The organism is Pseudomonas rustica (genome assembly GCF_049959085.1).
In the GTDB taxonomy this organism is placed as follows: Bacteria; Pseudomonadota; Gammaproteobacteria; order Pseudomonadales; family Pseudomonadaceae; genus Aquipseudomonas; species Aquipseudomonas rustica.
This window is the reverse complement of the sequence record NZ_CP188200.1, coordinates 5,882,536-5,900,033: the sequence shown is the minus strand read 5'-3', so window position 1 is coordinate 5,900,033 and position 17,498 is coordinate 5,882,536. Positions and strand designations below refer to the sequence as shown.

The window sequence follows — 17,498 nt, the reverse complement described above, 5'->3', positions numbered from 1 at the left end:
AAAAAACGTATCGACCAGTGTCAACGACAGGATTGGCAACCCTGTTATTATCCGCGCCAGCGTTTCACGCCTTTTTTCTTCAAGCCGATACGAGCGAATTCATGAGCACTGACAAGACCAATCAGTCCTGGGGCGGCCGCTTCAGTGAACCCGTCGACGCCTTCGTCGCCCGCTTCACCGCCTCCGTCACTTTCGACCAGCGCCTGTATCGCCACGACATCATGGGCTCGATCGCCCACGCCACCATGCTGGCCAAGGTCGGCGTGCTGACCGATGCCGAGCGCGACAGCATCATCGACGGCCTGAACACCATTCAGGGCGAAATCGAAGCCGGCCAGTTCGACTGGCGCATCGACCTCGAAGACGTGCACATGAACATCGAAGCACGCCTGACCGATCGCATCGGCGTCACCGGTAAAAAATTGCACACCGGGCGTAGCCGTAACGACCAGGTCGCCACCGACATCCGCCTGTGGCTGCGTGACGAGATCGACCTGATCCTCGCCGAAATCACCCGTCTGCAAAAAGGCCTGCTGGAGCAAGCCGAGCGCGAAGCCGCCAGCATCATGCCGGGCTTCACTCACCTGCAGACCGCGCAGCCAGTGACCTTCGGGCACCACATGCTGGCCTGGTTCGAAATGCTCAGCCGCGATTACGAGCGTCTGGTCGACTGCCGCAAGCGCACCAACCGCATGCCGCTGGGCAGCGCCGCGCTGGCCGGCACCACCTACCCGATCGACCGCGAATACACCGCACAACTGCTGGGTTTTGACGCGGTTGGCGGCAACTCACTGGACAACGTTTCCGATCGCGACTTCGCCATCGAATTCTGCTCGGCCGCGAGCATCGCGATGATGCACTTGTCGCGTTTCTCCGAAGAGCTAGTGCTCTGGACCAGCGCGCAGTTCCAGTTCATCGATCTGCCGGATCGTTTCTGCACCGGCAGCTCGATCATGCCGCAAAAGAAAAACCCTGACGTGCCAGAACTGGTCCGTGGCAAGACCGGCCGTGTGTTCGGCGCGCTGATGGGCCTGCTGACCTTGATGAAAGGCCAGCCGCTGGCCTACAACAAGGACAACCAGGAAGACAAAGAGCCGCTGTTCGACGCCGCCGACACCCTGCGCGACTCGCTGCGGGCCTTTGCCGACATGATCCCGGCGATCAAACCGAAGCACGCGATCATGCGTGAAGCGGCGCTGCGTGGTTTCTCCACCGCGACCGACCTGGCGGATTACCTGGTGCGCCGTGGTTTGCCGTTCCGTGATTGCCACGAGATCGTTGGCCACGCGGTGAAATACGGCGTGGACACAGGCAAGGATCTGGCCGAGATGAGCCTGGAAGAACTGCGTCAGTTCAGCGATCAGATCGAGCAGGATGTGTTTGCCGTGCTGACCCTGGAAGGCTCGGTGAATGCCCGCGACCATATCGGCGGGACTGCGCCGGCGCAGGTCAAGGCAGCTGTAGTTCGCGGTCAGGCGCTGATCGCCAGCCGCTAACAGCAAAAGCTTCGCGAGCAAGCTTTGCTCCTACGGGTTCGGTGTGAACTTGTAGGAGCAAGGCTTGCCCGCGAAGACTGACTTCAGAACAATAAACTCCTACTTCTTGGCAGCGATCATCGCCAAAAACGCCGGCATCGCCGCTTCTTTGTCCGCCGCAATCTTCTGCACATGCGGATTCTGCTCCAGCCGCTCCAGCAGCGCCTTCGCCTGCGGCATCTCCGCCAGCAAATCGATCCCGAACAGTTTATGCCCGACCGCACAGGCCAGCGGCACGCTGTAGAGGAAGTACAAATCGGCAATGCTCAGACTGTCGCCCGCCACGTACGGGGCGAATTTGCCGTGAAGGCCCAGTGCGGCAAAACCCAATAGCAATTCAGTCTTGGTCTTTTCCTTGATCGCGTCCGGCAAGGTCATGCCGAAGAACGCTTCGCCATAACAGGCGCGGCCCGGTAATTCGATGTACAGCTCGATTTCCTTGGCAATCGCCAGCACTTGAGCACGTTCGAACGGATCGCTCGGTAGCAGCGGCGTGCCTTTTTGGGTCTGTTCGAGGTATTCGAGGATGATCGCGGTTTCATTGATGAAACCGGCGTCCACGCCCAGCACCGGGACTTTGCCGCGCGGGCTGATGGCCAGTGATTCCGGGGTCGGTGTCGGGTAGAAGGTGACCTCTTCGAACGGCAGGCCTTTTTCCAGCAGCGCCAGCTTGACCATGTTGTAGTAGTTGCTGACTGAGAATCCGTAGAGCTTGAGCATCACATAGCCTCCAGGCCGTGCGGGGTGGGCAGTGCCTGTTTATAGATCGCTCAGGCCAATCCCGCCAGCAGCATCACGCCGCTGAATGCGGGTAAACTGGCGCCTTTCCTTGAGGAGCCTGCCATGAGCGAGCCGACAGACATCGACAATGACAACGACGAAGAAGAGTTCACCGAAGCGACGTTGATCGAAGCCATCGAAAACCAGATCGAAAGCGACAACCCGCCGGCCGCCAAAGCGACGTTCAACAAACTGACCCTGGTCGGCGTCGAGCGCGAAGAAATCCTCAATCTGATGGCCCACGTGCTGGCCTACGAGATTGACGCGATGCTCGATGAAGATCGCGCATTTGATACTGAATGGTACGAAGCGGCCCTGCGTGCACTCCCTGAGTTGCCACCAGAAAAAGCCTAAGATCAAAAGATCGCAGCCTTCGGCAGCTCCTACACAAATCCCCTGTAGGAGCTGCCGAAGGCTGCGATCTTTTTTATGGGGACTACACTGGAATCCGCCTCACGACAAAATCCCTGATCTGAGCACTGGACATGCCGCAAAAGCGGGTTCACCTTAGGGGCGCTGTCGTCTAATTCCTAGAAAGTCTGGAGTCCTTATGTCGCTTACCCCTGAGTTGGTTGCCGAACTGGAAGTCCTCGCACTCTTTCCCCTGGACAGTTCCCAGGAAGGTTTGAAAATTCATCAGACCGCTGCCCCGAAACATATTTCTGCCGCCAAACGCCTCTTTGAAAAAGACCTGACGGATCAGCCCGATGGCGGTTATCTGACCAGCCTCGGTCGCGATGCTGCGCAAAATGTGCAAACCGTGCTGACCATTCTGAGAGAGCAAGAAACCGCCTGATTCCCCCCGACTTCGCCCACGGAAACTCCTGCCACGGGATTTCCGCGGGCCTGTACGGGCGAAACGATAGAAATCTGACGTCAAAAACAAATTCAGCTTAAAAGTCCCGCTGCCCTAAGGCTAAACTGCCTGACATTCCGAGACCCTCTACGTCCGAGCCTGCGAGCCGGTTTGAGCTGACATGACGCGCACCCACGAAATCCGCCCCGACCTGGACGAGGGAATTGACCGCAAGGTTCTCAGCCAGCTGCGCGCGCGGTTTCTCAAACTCAATGAAGGCCGCCTCGGCCGTGCCCTCGAAGGGTTGTCGCCACGCCAACAAAGCGTGCTGACGCTGTTGCCGCTGTTCTTCCACGTCAATCATCCGCTGCTGCCGGGTTACGTCTCGGGCAGTGCGCCGGCCGGCCTGTCGAATTACGAGCCGGACGCCAATGTGCTCGCTGAAGCCCAACGCCTGACTCGCTCGTTTTCTTATAAGCCGCGCCACGGCAGCAACCCGCCGCGACCAATTCACGGCCTGTTCCTGATGGGCAGCCTCGGCACACTGGCGCAGGCCGATCAAAGTGACATGGACGTGTGGGTCTGCCACGCGCCGGATCTGAGCGAAAGCGAACTCAGTGAGCTGAGCAAGAAATGCCAGTTGCTCGAAGCCTGGGCCGCGAGCCAGGGCGCCGAAGCGCATTTCTTCCTGATCGACCCGGTGCGCTTCGTCAAAGGTGAACGCGACAACCAGCTCAGTTCGGAAAACTGTGGCACCACCCAGCACTACCTGCTGCTGGATGAGTTTTATCGCACGGCGATCTGGCTGGCCGGGCGCACGCCGATCTGGTGGCTGGTGCCGGTTTACGAAGAAACCGCCTACGACGTTTACACCCACACCCTGCTGTCGAAGCGCTTTATTCGCGCTGACGAAACCCTCGACCTCGGCCATCTGGCGACGATTCCGCCGGGGGAGTTCATTGGTGCCGGGTTGTGGCAGTTGTTCAAAGGCATCGAGTCGCCGTACAAATCGGTGCTCAAACTGCTGCTGACCGAGGTCTACGCCAGCGAGCACCCGAAAGTGCAGTGCCTGAGCCTGCGCTTCAAAAAAGCCGTGTTCGCCAATCAACTGGATCTGGATGAACTGGATCCGTACATGGTCGTGTACCGGCGCATCGAGGAATACCTCAAGGCGCGCAATGAGCCGGAGCGTCTTGAACTGGTGCGGCGCGCGCTGTACCTCAAGGTCAATCGCAAGCTCACCGGCAACAGCCGCACGCAGAGCTGGCAGCGCTCGCTGCTCGAACGTCTGGCCAGCGAATGGCATTGGGATCAGCGGCAGTTGGCGCTGCTCGATAGCCGCAGCCAGTGGAAAGTCCGTCAGGTCAGCGCCGAACGCCGCGCACTGGTCAGCGAGCTGAATTACAGCTATCGCTTCCTGACCCAATTCGCCCGCACCGAGCAAACCGTCAGCCTGATCAACAAGCGTGACCTCAATGTGCTCGGCCGACGGTTGTACGCGGCGTTTGAACGCAAGGCCGACAAGGTCGAGTTCATCAACCCTGGCATCGCCCCGGATCTGGCCGAAGACACCCTGACGCTGGTGCAGTCGCGCAACAAAAAGGAACCGGGGCAAACCCAGTGGGGCCTGTACAACGGCAGCCTTACCGCGCAGGAATGGGAGCATTTCGCGCCGATCAAACGCAGCCGCGAGTTGCTTGAACTGCTGACCTGGAGCCATCGCAACGGCGTGATCGACAGCAGCACGCGCCTGGCGCTGCACCCCGGCACCAGTGACATGAGCGAGTTCGAGCTGTTCAACCTGCTCGGCAGCCTGCAACAGTGCATCGCCCTGCCCTTGCCCACTGTCGACGAAATCCCGTTGCTACGCGCCGCGGTGCCCAGCGAAGTGCTGATGCTGGTCAATGTCGGCATCGACCCGCTCAAGCATCACCGCGACCTCAACATCCTCATGACCACCGAACGCACCGACTCGCTGAGCTACGCCGGCGTGCGCGAAAATCTGGTGCTGACCCTGGATCAGGTCACGCTCAACAGCTGGAACGAAGTGCTGGTCAACCGTTTCGACGGCCCGCACGCCTTGCTCGACTGCCTGCGCGATTACCTCAACAACCTGCCGCGCGGGCCGCAGCAACCGAAATTGAAGGTGCGCTGCTTCTGTCATAACCGCGCACAGTTCATTGCCCGCCGCGTCGAAGAGATCGTCGACACCGCGCAGAACCTGCTGCTCAGCGGCCTGAATCATCGTTACCTGATTCAGGTGCAGCAGCACTATCACGTTTTGGAATTGGTGCCGGACCAGGTCAACCACGTCGCCCTCGCCACGCTGCCGGCGTTGCTCGATTACCTCGGTGAAGAACAGCCGCGTTATAGCCCGCTGCATCTGGATCCGATGGCGCTGGAGGAGCACGACCTCGCCTTGATCCTGCCGATGGGCCAGCCGGAATGCATTCAGGTGTTCTACCGGATCACTGAGCAACAGGCCGAGTTGTACGTGCTGGATGAATTCAATGCGCTGTGGCTGCAGCGTTTGCCGTATCACGATGAGCAAAGTCTGCTGGTGCCATTGCAGCGGTTTCTGCAATCGATCCTGTTCCGCCGCGAAGCCGTGCTGCCGATGGACGCAGGCCCAGACGCTGCCCTAGAAACTTTGTATTACCAGTTATTGCCTTCGGGCCCCGGGCGCGCGCGCCGGGTCGAAGCACGGTCCGCGCCGCAGACGCCAGTCAACAAACCGTTCTACGACGTGCAGGCGATCGTCGGCAAAGCCGCACCGGGTGAAGTGCAGGTCACTTTGTATTGCAATCAACGGGAATTCAGCGAGCTGGAACATGGCGACCAGCTGTTCAGCGTGGTCGCCCGGGAGATCGTCGAGCAGCGTCGCGAGACCGAGCGCTACCGCTGCTACATCACCGACCTCGACCTTTCGGGCCTGCTCGGTGACGGGCAGAGTTCAAGCAATTTGTATCTGCGCTACAAGGCCGACCTGGAGCGCGCACTGAACGAGGCGCTCGAACAGGTCTGAGGCAGGATTACTCGGGGAACGCGCCACCGTTGGCCGGTTGCGATTCGACTTCGAGCAAGGTCAGCTTGAGAGTCTTGCCACCCGGTGCCGGCCAGTCGATGTGCTGACCGACTTTCAGGCCCAGCAGCGCACTGCCGACCGGCGCCAGAATGGAGATCTTGCCTTCGTCAGCGTTGGCATCCTTGGGATAGACCAGCGTCAGGTGGTAATCCTTGCCACTGCCTTCTTCGCGGCAATGCACGCGGGAATTCATGGTCACGACATCGGCGGGCACTTCATCGTGGCCGACCACGGTGTCGGCGCGATCCAGTTCGGTTTGCAGCGCAATCACGCCCGGCGCAGCCTGGTCTTTCTCGTTCAGGTTGTCGATCAAGCGCTCCAGACGTTGCACGTCCAGACGGGTAAGGGTGATGGAAGGTGCGGTCATGATCCGGGCAGTCTCCTTTCTTCTGCACATAAAAAGCAAAACCCCGCCAAAAAAGACGGGGTTTTCACCGTGCCTCGGTGGTTTGAGGCGTGTGCGGACACTATCACAGCTCAAAAAATATACAAGCCACCCACCCGACACCCCATTTTAGGAGCTGCCGCAGGCTGCGATCTTTTGCTTTTAAAGGTTCAAGATCAAAAGATCGCAGCCTTCGGCAGCTCCTACATTGAGGAATTGCGGCGCTCGGTGGCTTGGGCGCAGATGACCCGCCGGCGCTGATCATCCGCCGAACGCCATTCGCGAATGTCTTCAACATGCCGAAAGCAGCCCAGGCAAACCTTCTGCTCATCCAGCCGGCAAACCCCGCTGCACGGCGAAGGCACGGCCGCGCTGACATTGCTGTAAAGCGGCTTCGGCGGACGAACAGGAGCGGTATCAGTCACGGAATCACAGACCTTCGAAATCGAAATCGGCGCCGGCCTGCTGCTTGACGATGCGCTCGAGCATTTCGCCCAGTTGCTCTTCGCTCTTGTCGCACATCCAGCGCTCGCTTTCTTCGTCGTAGTCAAAGTGGAAACCACCGGACACGGCCGCCAGCCATAGCTGACGCAGCGGCTCCTGACGGCTGAAGATCAGCTGCGAGCCGTTTTCGAACTTGACGGTGAGCACACCGGCAGAGTTCTCCATGTCGATATCCAGGTCACTTTCATCAAAGATGTCTTCCAGTTTTTCCTGGGTTTCATCGACCAGATCGTGGAAACGGGCTTCGGACAAACTCATTGCGGCAACCTCAAAAAATGTTCTGATCAGGCTCAAGCGCCGAAAGATACGGACGCGCCTCACTGATTGCAAAGAATAACGACCAAGCACCCTCACCACCCTTTGTAGGAGCAAAGCTTGCTCGCGAACGCGGTCAATCATTCAACAATGATGCTGACTGATACAACGCTTTCGCGAGCAAGCTCTGCTCCTACAGGGGATTGCGGCGATCCGGGCTGCTTTGGGCAAGCCCCGCCGGACGGGAAGGCCATCACATAGGCAAGCTGCCGGGTGGCCGGTATACTCCGGCGCAATTAACGCATTTTCAAGGATTTCGCCATGAAGCGCCTGATCTCTTCCCTTGCTGCGCTCGTCGCGGTTGCCTGCCTTGTTTCGGCCTGCGGTCAAAAAGGCCCGCTGTACCTGCCCGATGACACTCAGGATCCGGCCGAGCAAGCCAAGTCGTCGCAAAAACAACCGGCTTCCAAAGCACACAAGCACGACGTTTATTAAGGGATCGCCATGGACGCTTTTAACTACCGTGGCGGGGAGCTGTTTGCGGAAGGTGTGGCGCTGTCCGCCATCGCCGACCGCTTCGGCACCCCTACCTACGTTTACTCGCGCGCACACATCGAAGCGCAGTATCTGGCTTACGCCGATGCGCTGGCCGGCATGCCGCACCTGGTCTGCTTTGCGGTCAAAGCCAACTCCAACCTCGGCGTTCTGAATGTCCTGGCCCGTCTCGGCGCCGGTTTCGACATCGTTTCCCGGGGCGAGCTGGAACGCGTCCTCGCCGCTGGCGGCAGCGCTGACAAGATCGTGTTCTCCGGCGTCGGCAAGACCCGTGATGACATGCGTCGCGCCCTCGAAGTCGGCGTGCACTGCTTCAACGTCGAATCCACCGACGAGCTCGAGCGCCTGCAAGTCGTGGCTGCCGAGTTGGGCGTTCGCGCACCGGTTTCGTTGCGTGTGAACCCGGACGTCGATGCCGGCACCCACCCGTACATTTCCACCGGTCTCAAAGAGAACAAGTTTGGCATCGCCATTGCCGACGCCGAAGACGTGTACGTGCGCGCCGCGCATCTGCCGAACCTCGAAGTGGTCGGTGTCGACTGCCACATCGGTTCGCAACTGACCACGCTGCCACCGTTCCTCGATGCGCTCGACCGTCTGCTGGATCTGGTCGATCGTCTCGGCGATTGCGGCATTCACCTGCGCCACATCGATCTCGGTGGTGGTTTGGGCGTGCGTTATCGCGATGAAGAGCCGCCATTGGCTGCCGACTACATCAAAGCCGTACGCGAGCGTCTTAACGGTCGTGATCTGGCGCTGGTGTTCGAGCCGGGCCGTTTCATCGTTGCCAACGCCGGCGTGCTGCTGACTCAGGTCGAGTACCTCAAGCACACTGAACACAAAGACTTCGCCATCGTCGACGCGGCGATGAACGACCTGATCCGCCCGGCGCTGTATCAGGCGTGGATGGACGTTACCGCGGTCAAACCGCGTAATACTGCTGCGCGCAAATACGACATCGTCGGCCCGATCTGCGAAACCGGCGACTTCCTCGCCAAGGATCGCGAATTGGCTCTGGCCGAAGGCGATCTGCTGGCCGTGCATTCGGCCGGCGCCTACGGTTTTGTGATGAGCTCCAACTACAACACCCGTGGCCGTGCCGCTGAAGTGTTGGTAGACGGTGATCAGGCTTTTGAAGTGCGTCGCCGCGAGACCGTGGCCGAGCTGTTTGCCGGCGAAAGCCTGCTGCCGGAGTAACCCATGCTGCTGCGTTTTACTAAAATGCACGGCTTGGGCAATGACTTCATGGTTCTCGACCTGGTCAGCCAGCACGCGCATATTCAGCCAAAGCACGCCAAGCAATGGGGCGACCGCCACACTGGCATTGGTTTCGACCAATTGCTGATCGTCGAGGCGCCGAGCAATCCGGACGTGGATTTCCGTTATCGGATCTTCAACTCCGACGGCTCGGAAGTTGAGCAGTGCGGCAACGGTGCGCGCTGCTTTGCGCGCTTCGTGCTCGACAAGCGTCTGACCGCCAAACGGCAGATTCGCGTCGAAACCAAGGGCGGCATCATCGAACTGGACGTGCGTAACGACGGCCAGATTGGCGTGAACATGGGCGCCCCGCGTCTGGTGCCAGCGGACATTCCGTTCGACGCACCGGCGCAAGCCATCAGCTATCAACTGGAAGTCGATGGCACCACGGTCGAACTGGCCGCTGTGTCGATGGGCAACCCTCACGCGGTACTGCGCGTGCAGGACATCAACAACGCGCCAGTGCATGAGCTGGGGCCGAAAATCGAACATCACCCGCGCTTCCCCGCGCGCGTGAACGTCGGTTTTCTCCAGGTCATCGACCGCAACCGCGCGCAACTGCGTGTGTGGGAACGTGGCGCCGGGGAAACCCAGGCCTGCGGTACCGGCGCATGTGCGGCGGCGGTCGCGGCCATCAGTCAGGGGTGGATGGATTCGCCGCTGTTGATCGACTTGCCCGGCGGGCGCCTGTCCATTGAATGGGCAGGCCCTGGCCAACCGGTGCTGATGACCGGTCCGGCAGTGCGTGTATACGAAGGACAAGTGCGTCTTTGAGTGAGCAAAAACCATGACCGATAAGCCTCAGGTACCCGCCCGACAGTCCGACGAATCAGCGTCCGAGAGCCTGGAGGCGGCAGCGGTTGCTGCGTACCTTGAGGCGCATCCGGACTTCTTCGTCGAGCACGAAGAACTGCTGCCAGCCCTGCGCATTCCGCACCAGCGCGGCGACACCGTTTCGCTGGTCGAACGGCAGATGACCATCCTCCGTGATCGCAACATCGAGATGCGCCACCGCCTCTCGCAGTTGATGGACGTCGCCCGCGACAACGATCGCCTGTTCGACAAAACCCGTCGCCTGATTCTTTCTCTGATGGACGCCGCCAGCCTCGAAGACGTGGTGATCAGCGTCGAAGACAGCCTGCGTCAGGATTTCCAAGTGCCTTTTGTCAGCCTGATTTTGCTCGGCGACAACCCGGCACCGGTTGGCCGTTGGGTCACCCACGCCGACGCGCAAGTCGCCATCGGCGGCTTGCTCACCGAAGGCAAAAGCGTCAGCGGCAGCCTGCGCGAACATGAGCTGGATTTCCTCTTCGGCGAAGAACAGCGCAAGCAGATCGGCTCCACCGCCGTCGTCGCGGTCAGCCATCAAGGCATCCACGGCATTCTGGCGATCGCCAGCCGTGATCCGCAGCACTACAAGAGTTCGGTCGGAACGCTGTTCCTCAGCTACATCGCCGAAGTCATGGGTCGCGTGTTGCCACGGGTCAACAGCTCCCTGCGCTCGGTACGCTGAGCATGGAACGACAACTGGACGCTTACTGCGAACACCTGCGCAGTGAGCGACAGGTGTCGCCGCACACGCTGTCGGCCTACCGCCGCGACCTCGATAAAGTCCTCGGCTGGTGTATCAAACAGAACATCGGCAGTTGGGCGGCGCTGGATATTCAGCGCCTGCGCAGCCTTATCGCCCGTTTGCATGCGCAAGGCCAGTCCTCGCGCAGCCTCGCCCGGTTGCTCTCGGCGGTGCGTGGGCTTTATCACTATCTGAATCGTGAAGGTCTTTGCGACCATGATCCGGCGACAGGTCTGGCGCCACCGAAAGGCGAGCGCCGCTTGCCGAAAACCCTCGACACTGACCGTGCTCTGCAACTGCTGGAAGGTGCGGTCGAGGATGACTTTCTCGCGCGTCGGGATCAGGCGATTCTGGAGTTGTTCTACTCCTCCGGTCTGCGCCTCTCCGAGCTGACCGGGCTTAATCTTGATCAACTTGATCTGGCCGATGGCATGGTGCAAGTCCTCGGCAAGGGCAGCAAAACCCGTCTGCTGCCGGTAGGAAAAAAGGCCCGCGAAGCCATCGAACAATGGCTGCCATTGCGCGCGATGACCAACCCGGCGGACGACGCCTTATTCGTCAGCCAGCAAGGCCGACGCCTTGGCCCGCGAGCGATTCAGGTACGGGTCAAATTGGCCGGCGAACGCGAGCTCGGGCAGAACCTGCACCCGCACATGCTGCGGCACTCCTTCGCCAGCCACTTACTGGAATCCTCACAGGATCTGCGCGCGGTGCAGGAATTGCTCGGCCACTCCGACATCAAGACCACGCAGATCTACACCCACCTGGACTTCCAGCACCTGGCGGCGGTCTACGACAGCGCCCATCCACGGGCCAAACGCATGAAAGGCGACGATTCATGAGCATCCAGTTGATCACCTTCGACCTCGACGACACCCTGTGGGATACCGCCCCGGTGATCGTTAGCGCCGAAGCGGTATTGCGCGAATGGCTGAGCGAACATGCGCCGAATCTGGGCGCGGTGCCGGTCGAACATTTGTGGGCGATTCGTGAGCGTGTGCTGACCAATGAACCGGGGCTGAAACATCGCATCAGCGCGCTGCGTCGGCGCGTGTTGTTTCATGCGATGGAAGACGCCGGCTACGCCCATGGCGAAGCCACCGACCTGGCAGACAAGGGTTTTGAAGTGTTTCTGCATGCGCGGCATCAGATTGAAGTGTTCCCTGAAGTCGAGCCGGTGCTGGAGATCCTCGCCAATCATTACGCCCTTGGCGTGGTCACCAACGGCAACGCCGATGTGCGTCGATTGGGCCTGGCGGATTACTTCAAGTTTGCGCTTTGTGCGGAAGATATCGGCATCGCCAAACCGGACGCGCGGCTTTTTCATGAGGCTCTGCAACGCGGTGGCGCCACCGCCGAAACCGCCGTGCACATCGGCGATCATCCGGGTGATGACATTGCCGGCGCACAACGGGCGGGGTTGCGGGCAATCTGGTTTAACCCGGCGGGTAAACCGTGGGAAGCGGATCGTCTGCCGGATGCGGAAATCCGTAGCCTCAGCGATTTGCCAGCCGTGCTTGCACGCTGGAACCGCTGAAAAGATCGCAGCCTTCGGCAGCTCCTACAGGGGAACGCATTCCAATGTAGGAGCTGCCGAAGGCTGCGATCTTTTGATCTTTTCATCACCCATGAAAAAGCCCGCAGCGACGGCGGGCTTTTTCAGCAAGCAAGCGGCACGCCTCAGATAGGGCGGCTACCGTACTTGTTGTCCGGCTTCTTCGGAGGATCGGCGACCACATTGGCCTCCACTTCCTGCACTTTTCCGCCGCGCGACAGGAACTCTTCCATGGCCTTGGCCAGGGCGTCGCGCTCCTTGTTCTTGGCTTCAATGCTCGGCAACTCATCTACCGACACCGCAGCCTTGGCTTTGCCTTTGGCAGCCGGGGCCGGCGTATCGTCACCGCCATCGTCGTCAGCAACGTCTTCCGCTGCTGCTTCCAGGCCTTCCTCGGCCTCGTCTTCGTCGCCTACTTCGAGGTCGTCGTTTTCCAGATCATCGTCGCTCATGTTCTACCTCATGACTTGCGAAAAGCAGATTAGTTATAGACCAGCTTTGGCAACTGTCGAAAGTCGCCGTTAAAAAATCAGTAACCATTGGTGACCAACGGTTTATGCCCCTTCACCGTGCAAGGTGGCGAGGACTTTACGGGCACCGCCATGATCACGATGCTCGCCCAGATAAACACCTTGCCAGGTACCCAGTGCCAGTCGCCCTGCCGACACCGGCAGACTGATCTGACAACCAAGCACGCTGGCCTTGAAGTGCGCCGGGAGGTCGTCCAGGCCTTCGTCGTTATGCTCATAGCCGTCTGTTCCTTGTGGGATCAGACGATTGAAAAATCGTTCGAAGTCGCGACGTACCGCCGGATCGGCGTTCTCGTTGATGGTCAACGACGCCGAGGTATGCTGCAGCCACAAATGCAACAGACCGACCCGGCACTCCCTGAGTTCAGGCAGGCCAGCGAGTAACTCGTCCGTTACCAGATGAAAGCCCCGGGGCCGTGCCCGCAGGGTAATCAGAGTCTGCTGCCACATACAGTTCTCCGCACGTTCGGGGCGCATTCTAGCGCGCTCTGGGAAAAAACAAAGGCCCTAATACGCGTGCAATGACGTAAGCGTTTGGCCGGTGAAAAACCGCCGTCGTAAACACGACTAAAGGCGTACGAAAAATCCTTTCAGCCTGTCGCTTAATGACAAATCCCGGACAAAAAAATGCCCGGCGAACCGGGCAATTTTTTTCAGTGCGCGTACTTACAGGTTGTAGCCGCGTTCGTTGTGTTGTGCCAGATCGAGGCCGACCGATTCTTCTTCCTCGGTCACACGCAGACCCATGACGGCGTCCAGCACTTTGAGGATGATGAAGGTGACGATCGCGGTGTAGATCACCGTGAAGCCGACGCCTTTGACCTGAATCCAGACTTGCGCGCCGATATCGGTGACGGTGCCGAAGCCACCCAGAGCCGGCGCAGCGAAGACACCGGTAAGGATCGCGCCGAGAATACCGCCGATACCGTGTACGCCGAACGCGTCCAGGGAATCGTCATAACCGAGCTTGCGTTTCAGGGTGGTGGCGCAGAAGAAGCACACCACGCCTGCAGCCAGACCGATCACCAGTGCGCCCATCGGGCCCACGGTGCCGGCAGCCGGAGTGATCGCGACCAGACCGGCAACCACACCCGAAGCAATGCCCAGTGCGCTTGGCTTGCCGTGAGTGACCCACTCGGCAAACATCCAGCCCAGCGCCGCCGCAGCGGTAGCGATTTGGGTAACCAGCATCGCCATGCCGGCAGTGCCGTTGGCCGCCGCAGCGGAACCGGCGTTGAAGCCGAACCAGCCGACCCACAGCATCGCCGCGCCCATCAGGGTGTAACCGAGGTTGTGCGGAGCCATCGGGGTGGTCGGGAAGCCTTTACGCTTGCCCAACACCAGGCAGCAGATCAGACCAGCGACACCGGCGTTGATGTGCACCACGGTGCCGCCCGCGAAGTCGAGCACGCCCCAGTCCCACATCAGGCCGCCGTTGCCGGACCAGACCATGTGTGCGATCGGCGCGTAAACCAGGGTGAACCAGATGCCCATGAAGATCAGCATCGCGGAGAACTTCATCCGCTCGGCGAATGCACCGACGATCAGCGCCGGGGTGATGATCGCGAAAGTCATCTGGAAGGTGATGAACACCGCTTCAGGGAACAACGCCGCAGGACCGGTCAGGCTCGAAGGCGTGACACCGGCGAGGAACGCCTTGCCCATGCCGCCGAAGAACGAGTTGAAATTGACGACGCCCTGCTCCATGCCGGTGGTGTCGAACGCAATGCTGTAGCCATAAATGACCCACAGGATGCTGATCAGACCGGTAATGGCGAAGCACTGCATCATCACGGAAAGAATGTTTTTCGAGCGAACCATGCCGCCGTAGAACAGCGCCAGGCCGGGAATGGTCATGAACAGCACGAGTGCCGTCGAGGTGAGCATCCAGGCAGTGTCGCCGGAATTGAGGACTGGGGCCGCCACTTCGTCTGCCGCCATTGCAAGGCTTGGCATTACGATGGACAACAGGGCTCCTAGCCCTGCGAATTTACGCAGAGTCATATTGTTTTCTCCTGGGGCGTTGGGGTTTGTGGCGGCGGTTAAATCGCGTCGGTATCGGTTTCGCCGGTACGGATGCGAATCGCCTGTTCCAGATTGACCACGAAAATCTTGCCGTCACCGATCTTGCCGGTGTTGGCCGCCTTGGTTATCGCCTCGATAACCCGATCCAGATCCTTGTCGTCGATGGCCACGTCGATTTTCACCTTGGGCAGAAAATCGACCACATATTCCGCGCCGCGATACAGCTCGGTGTGACCCTTCTGCCGGCCGAAGCCTTTGACTTCAGTAACGGTAATGCCCTGCACGCCGATTTCGGACAGCGACTCGCGCACGTCGTCCAACTTGAACGGCTTGATGATGGCAGTGACTAGCTTCATGAAAACTCTCTCCCGAATTGGTGGACTTGCCCCAGGAAAACAAACCCGACTCAAGTCTAAGCGCAGTGCCTGGCTTTGTAACGCATCGTCGGCCGTACCTGCCCGACTGACGCCAGCTAACCGCTGCCGACGAAACTCCCCGCTCCGTCTGCCGCACTGCATTCGTCACAGCGACTGCATCAGTGCATGGGTCGAAGGTGACTAAGCAGAAAGCTTGCCATCTCGCCAAAAACCTCTGATTTCAATCCCTTGGCCGCTGCCGCACGCCATCCCGTGCAAAACCCCATCCGGATACGCACAACAACGGTGCGTCGCCGTCCGTCCGCCTGCGCGAAAAGCGTGCATCCCTGACCACGGGATTGACTATAGACACTGCGTGATACACTGCCGGCCATTGTTTCCAGGACATCCACCATGCTCGCGCCCAAAGACTTCCTCGACGCCCTGAGCGGCACCGCCTCCCGCCTGTTCAACGGCGACACCCCGCTGCCGAAAGCCGAAATCGAAAGCCAGTTCAAGATGCTGCTGCAGAGTGCGTTCAGCAAACTGGATCTGGTCAGCCGTGAAGAATTCGACAGCCAGATGGTCGTACTGGCCCGCACTCGCGCCCGCCTCGAAAGCCTCGAAGCCAAAGTCGCCGAGATGGAAGCCAAGCTGACACCGCCCGCTGAATAATCCGCGCCCCCTGTAGGAGCTGCCGAAGGCTGCGATCTTTTGATCTCCAGCCCTTCAACCATCCCGGCAACGTCCTACAACCTGAATGACCGCCGTCCGATTGCGCCGAAAAGCCCAGGTTTCTAAGCTCACCCGATGCTGAATGTTCAGCAGCGGGTTTGGCGACCTGGATCGAATTTGACGCAATGCAACTAAACTCACAGAGAGGTTTTTTCTCTCAACGAGTTATGGCGGCTTTGCGTGGGAGACCTCAGGGTCTGCCGGTTTCGAATTCACCGGTTCGCCAACCCGCGCATAGCTGCCACCCTTTTCGTTTGGCGACGAACAGAAGCAGTTTTCTTCACTTGAATTCGAGAACTGAACCATGGACGAAAACTACCTGACACCTAACATCTTCACCCGCCACAAACTCCCCCTCCACGCCCTCCTCATCCAGAACCAACCCTGGTTCTGCGCCCGAGACCTGAGTCGCCTGCTGCACATCTACCTCAACGAACGCATGCTGCGAAAACTCGACCCCGACCAATACCAAACCCGCAAAACCCTGATCTACAACCAGATCGAAAACACCCTGCTGATCAGCGAATCGGGCATCTACGCCCTCCTCGTCTACCACTACTGCCCCGAATACCGAGCCCTGCGCGAATGGATCACCCACCTGGTCATCCCCACCCTGCGCGACGCCCAACACCCCAGCACAAGCGAACGCCCACACCTCAGCTTGCTCAGTTGGCCGGACATGTCTTTGAGTTTGTTGCACTGGAATAACCAGCCGTGGATACCGTTACAAGATGTGCCGCAGATGATGGTGGAACGGGAACAGACCAAGCGCCCAATGACGGGGCCATGGTGGAAAAGAGCTTCGCGGATGCTGCAATCGCTATAAACCCGCATGCCGGAGCTGGGCCCTGCGCAAATCGTAAGTCGATTGCAGATTCATCCAGAACTCAGGCGTAGTGTTGAGATAAGTGGCAAGGCTGATTGCCAGATCGGCGCAGATCCCGAGCTGGCATTTCACAAGCTTTTCGATCTCACTTTCGGGCCATTTCGTGGGCATGGCCAGATCCATGACGGTCATGCCCAACGGCTCCATGAATTCCTTATTCAGAACCTCGCCCGGATGAATCGGGCGCATACCATTGCGATCCATTTTTCGCCTCCAGAGGCTGCGTTGAGTGGCCAAACTGGAGCATCCGACTCCCGGATTCAAGACCTTCACCCCCCCTTTCGCCGGCGTCCTACAACTATTAGGGCATGGCCCTACAAACATTAGCGTCTGCGCCCAGTTACGCAGCCCTTACGCATGTCATTACATTGGCGAACGAAATACGCCCATCAAGATGGAGGTATCTGTGAAAGATAAGAAGAGGAAGGAAAAGCTATTTCAGATTGTTGATTTACACCTCGAAGCACTCCGTTTGGCTGGGGATATGTCAGCCAACCAACGGCGATTTATTGAAGTTGCTGTTACATGTGGGCCAGCGCTTGAGCCAAGCGGCGTGCTGGCCGGTAGAAGATCCTGAGTGAAAAATAAAAAAGGCGTCCATAGGACGCCTTTTTTGTGTTCGGAGGAGTAGTCGCAGCGATTCTTTAGCTCCCGACTTTACGGCCTTGGGTTCAGAATCCGACAGG

General features: G+C 59.3%; 22 protein-coding genes. 13 read left to right on the top strand and 9 right to left on the bottom strand.

Annotated features, from left to right (window positions below; genetic code table 11):
- Window positions 1–101 precede the first annotated feature (101 nt).
- Window positions 102–1,496, top strand: a complete 1,395-nt coding sequence (gene argH, locus ACP3TY_RS26740; RefSeq protein ID WP_008084559.1) for an argininosuccinate lyase — start codon at window positions 102–104, stop codon at window positions 1,494–1,496.
- A 99-nt stretch (window positions 1,497–1,595) separates the two neighbouring features.
- On the opposite strand, the gene ACP3TY_RS26735 is transcribed toward argH, so the two are convergent.
- Complete coding sequence (locus tag ACP3TY_RS26735; protein WP_426618856.1) at window positions 1,596–2,255, bottom strand: glutathione S-transferase family protein; 660 nt, start codon at window positions 2,253–2,255, stop codon at window positions 1,596–1,598.
- A gap of 123 nt (window positions 2,256–2,378) precedes the next feature.
- On the opposite strand from ACP3TY_RS26735, the gene ACP3TY_RS26730 reads away from it, so the two are divergent.
- The 3 genes from ACP3TY_RS26730 (at window position 2,379) to ACP3TY_RS26720 (ending at window position 6,136) form a co-directional block, all read left to right on the top strand.
- A complete protein-coding gene (locus ACP3TY_RS26730; protein WP_053124965.1) occupies window positions 2,379–2,669 on the top strand; it encodes a hypothetical protein in 291 nt (96 codons plus the stop codon).
- Window positions 2,670–2,865: 196 nt separating this feature from the next.
- On the top strand, window positions 2,866–3,111 hold the full coding sequence (locus ACP3TY_RS26725) for a TIGR02647 family protein (protein ID WP_008084565.1): 246 nt from the start codon (window positions 2,866–2,868) through the stop codon (window positions 3,109–3,111).
- Between the two features lie 181 nt (window positions 3,112–3,292).
- Window positions 3,293–6,136, top strand: coding sequence for a class I adenylate cyclase (locus tag ACP3TY_RS26720; RefSeq protein WP_426618855.1), 2,844 nt, complete (start codon window positions 3,293–3,295; stop codon window positions 6,134–6,136).
- A gap of 7 nt (window positions 6,137–6,143) precedes the next feature.
- Here ACP3TY_RS26720 and rnk read toward each other — a convergent pair whose 3' ends face one another.
- From rnk to cyaY, 3 genes are all read right to left on the bottom strand, one after another.
- Window positions 6,144–6,563 (bottom strand): nucleoside diphosphate kinase regulator, encoded by a 420-nt coding sequence (rnk, locus tag ACP3TY_RS26715; RefSeq protein WP_053124969.1) that lies wholly within the window; start codon window positions 6,561–6,563, stop codon window positions 6,144–6,146.
- Between the two features lie 221 nt (window positions 6,564–6,784).
- Window positions 6,785–7,006, bottom strand: a complete 222-nt coding sequence (locus ACP3TY_RS26710) for a DUF1289 domain-containing protein (protein WP_426618854.1) — start codon at window positions 7,004–7,006, stop codon at window positions 6,785–6,787.
- 4 nt (window positions 7,007–7,010) lie between these two features.
- Window positions 7,011–7,343: an iron donor protein CyaY gene (cyaY, locus tag ACP3TY_RS26705; protein WP_008084571.1), complete on the bottom strand. Its 333-nt coding sequence runs from the start codon at window positions 7,341–7,343 to the stop codon at window positions 7,011–7,013.
- Window positions 7,344–7,661: 318 nt separating this feature from the next.
- On the opposite strand from cyaY, the gene lptM reads away from it, so the two are divergent.
- From lptM to ACP3TY_RS26675, 6 genes are read left to right on the top strand one after another with little or no spacing between them, the layout of a single operon-like run.
- Complete coding sequence (gene lptM, locus ACP3TY_RS26700; RefSeq protein WP_082341500.1) at window positions 7,662–7,835, top strand: LPS translocon maturation chaperone LptM; 174 nt, start codon at window positions 7,662–7,664, stop codon at window positions 7,833–7,835.
- Between the two features lie 9 nt (window positions 7,836–7,844).
- A complete protein-coding gene (gene lysA / locus ACP3TY_RS26695; RefSeq protein WP_426618853.1) occupies window positions 7,845–9,092 on the top strand; it encodes a diaminopimelate decarboxylase in 1,248 nt (415 codons plus the stop codon).
- A 3-nt stretch (window positions 9,093–9,095) separates the two neighbouring features.
- Complete coding sequence (gene dapF / locus ACP3TY_RS26690) at window positions 9,096–9,926, top strand: diaminopimelate epimerase (RefSeq protein ID WP_053124973.1); 831 nt, start codon at window positions 9,096–9,098, stop codon at window positions 9,924–9,926.
- A 13-nt stretch (window positions 9,927–9,939) separates the two neighbouring features.
- Window positions 9,940–10,665 (top strand): DUF484 family protein, encoded by a 726-nt coding sequence (locus ACP3TY_RS26685; protein WP_064116398.1) that lies wholly within the window; start codon window positions 9,940–9,942, stop codon window positions 10,663–10,665.
- Window positions 10,666–10,667: 2 nt separating this feature from the next.
- The gene (xerC, locus tag ACP3TY_RS26680; protein ID WP_426618852.1) at window positions 10,668–11,567 is read left to right on the top strand and encodes a tyrosine recombinase XerC; all 900 of its coding nucleotides are present in this window, start codon (window positions 10,668–10,670) and stop codon (window positions 11,565–11,567) included.
- Window positions 11,564–12,262, top strand: a complete 699-nt coding sequence (locus tag ACP3TY_RS26675) for an HAD family hydrolase (protein ID WP_426618851.1) — start codon at window positions 11,564–11,566, stop codon at window positions 12,260–12,262. Before xerC ends, ACP3TY_RS26675 begins: the two co-directional genes overlap by 4 nt.
- A 143-nt stretch (window positions 12,263–12,405) precedes the next feature.
- Here the strand turns inward: ACP3TY_RS26675 and sutA are convergent, their stop codons facing one another.
- From sutA to glnK, 4 genes are all read right to left on the bottom strand, one after another.
- Window positions 12,406–12,732 carry a transcriptional regulator SutA gene (gene sutA / locus ACP3TY_RS26670; RefSeq protein WP_007920420.1) on the bottom strand — a complete coding sequence of 109 codons (327 nt, stop codon included), beginning with the start codon at window positions 12,730–12,732 and terminating at the stop codon, window positions 12,406–12,408.
- Between the two features lie 102 nt (window positions 12,733–12,834).
- Window positions 12,835–13,260, bottom strand: a complete 426-nt coding sequence (locus ACP3TY_RS26665) for a secondary thiamine-phosphate synthase enzyme YjbQ (RefSeq protein ID WP_007920418.1) — start codon at window positions 13,258–13,260, stop codon at window positions 12,835–12,837.
- Between the two features lie 216 nt (window positions 13,261–13,476).
- Window positions 13,477–14,814 (bottom strand): ammonium transporter, encoded by a 1,338-nt coding sequence (locus ACP3TY_RS26660; RefSeq protein WP_016985874.1) that lies wholly within the window; start codon window positions 14,812–14,814, stop codon window positions 13,477–13,479.
- A gap of 38 nt (window positions 14,815–14,852) precedes the next feature.
- On the bottom strand, window positions 14,853–15,191 hold the full coding sequence (glnK, locus tag ACP3TY_RS26655; protein WP_002555808.1) for a P-II family nitrogen regulator: 339 nt from the start codon (window positions 15,189–15,191) through the stop codon (window positions 14,853–14,855).
- Window positions 15,192–15,605: 414 nt separating this feature from the next.
- Here glnK and ACP3TY_RS26650 point away from each other — a divergent pair, with 414 nt between their 5' ends.
- Window positions 15,606–15,866 (top strand): accessory factor UbiK family protein, encoded by a 261-nt coding sequence (locus ACP3TY_RS26650; protein WP_008086041.1) that lies wholly within the window; start codon window positions 15,606–15,608, stop codon window positions 15,864–15,866.
- 364 nt (window positions 15,867–16,230) lie between these two features.
- The gene (locus tag ACP3TY_RS26645; RefSeq protein ID WP_426618850.1) at window positions 16,231–16,752 is read left to right on the top strand and encodes a BRO-N domain-containing protein; all 522 of its coding nucleotides are present in this window, start codon (window positions 16,231–16,233) and stop codon (window positions 16,750–16,752) included.
- On the opposite strand, the gene ACP3TY_RS26640 is transcribed toward ACP3TY_RS26645, so the two are convergent.
- Entirely contained in the window at window positions 16,747–17,016 is a 270-nt protein-coding gene (locus ACP3TY_RS26640; protein ID WP_116254251.1) for a HigA family addiction module antitoxin, read from the bottom strand. The two genes, ACP3TY_RS26645 and ACP3TY_RS26640, sit on opposite strands and share 6 nt — an antisense overlap.
- A 202-nt stretch (window positions 17,017–17,218) precedes the next feature.
- Between ACP3TY_RS26640 and ACP3TY_RS26635 the strand changes: the two genes are divergently transcribed.
- Complete coding sequence (locus tag ACP3TY_RS26635) at window positions 17,219–17,389, top strand: hypothetical protein (RefSeq protein ID WP_401242972.1); 171 nt, start codon at window positions 17,219–17,221, stop codon at window positions 17,387–17,389.
- Window positions 17,390–17,498 lie beyond the last annotated feature (109 nt).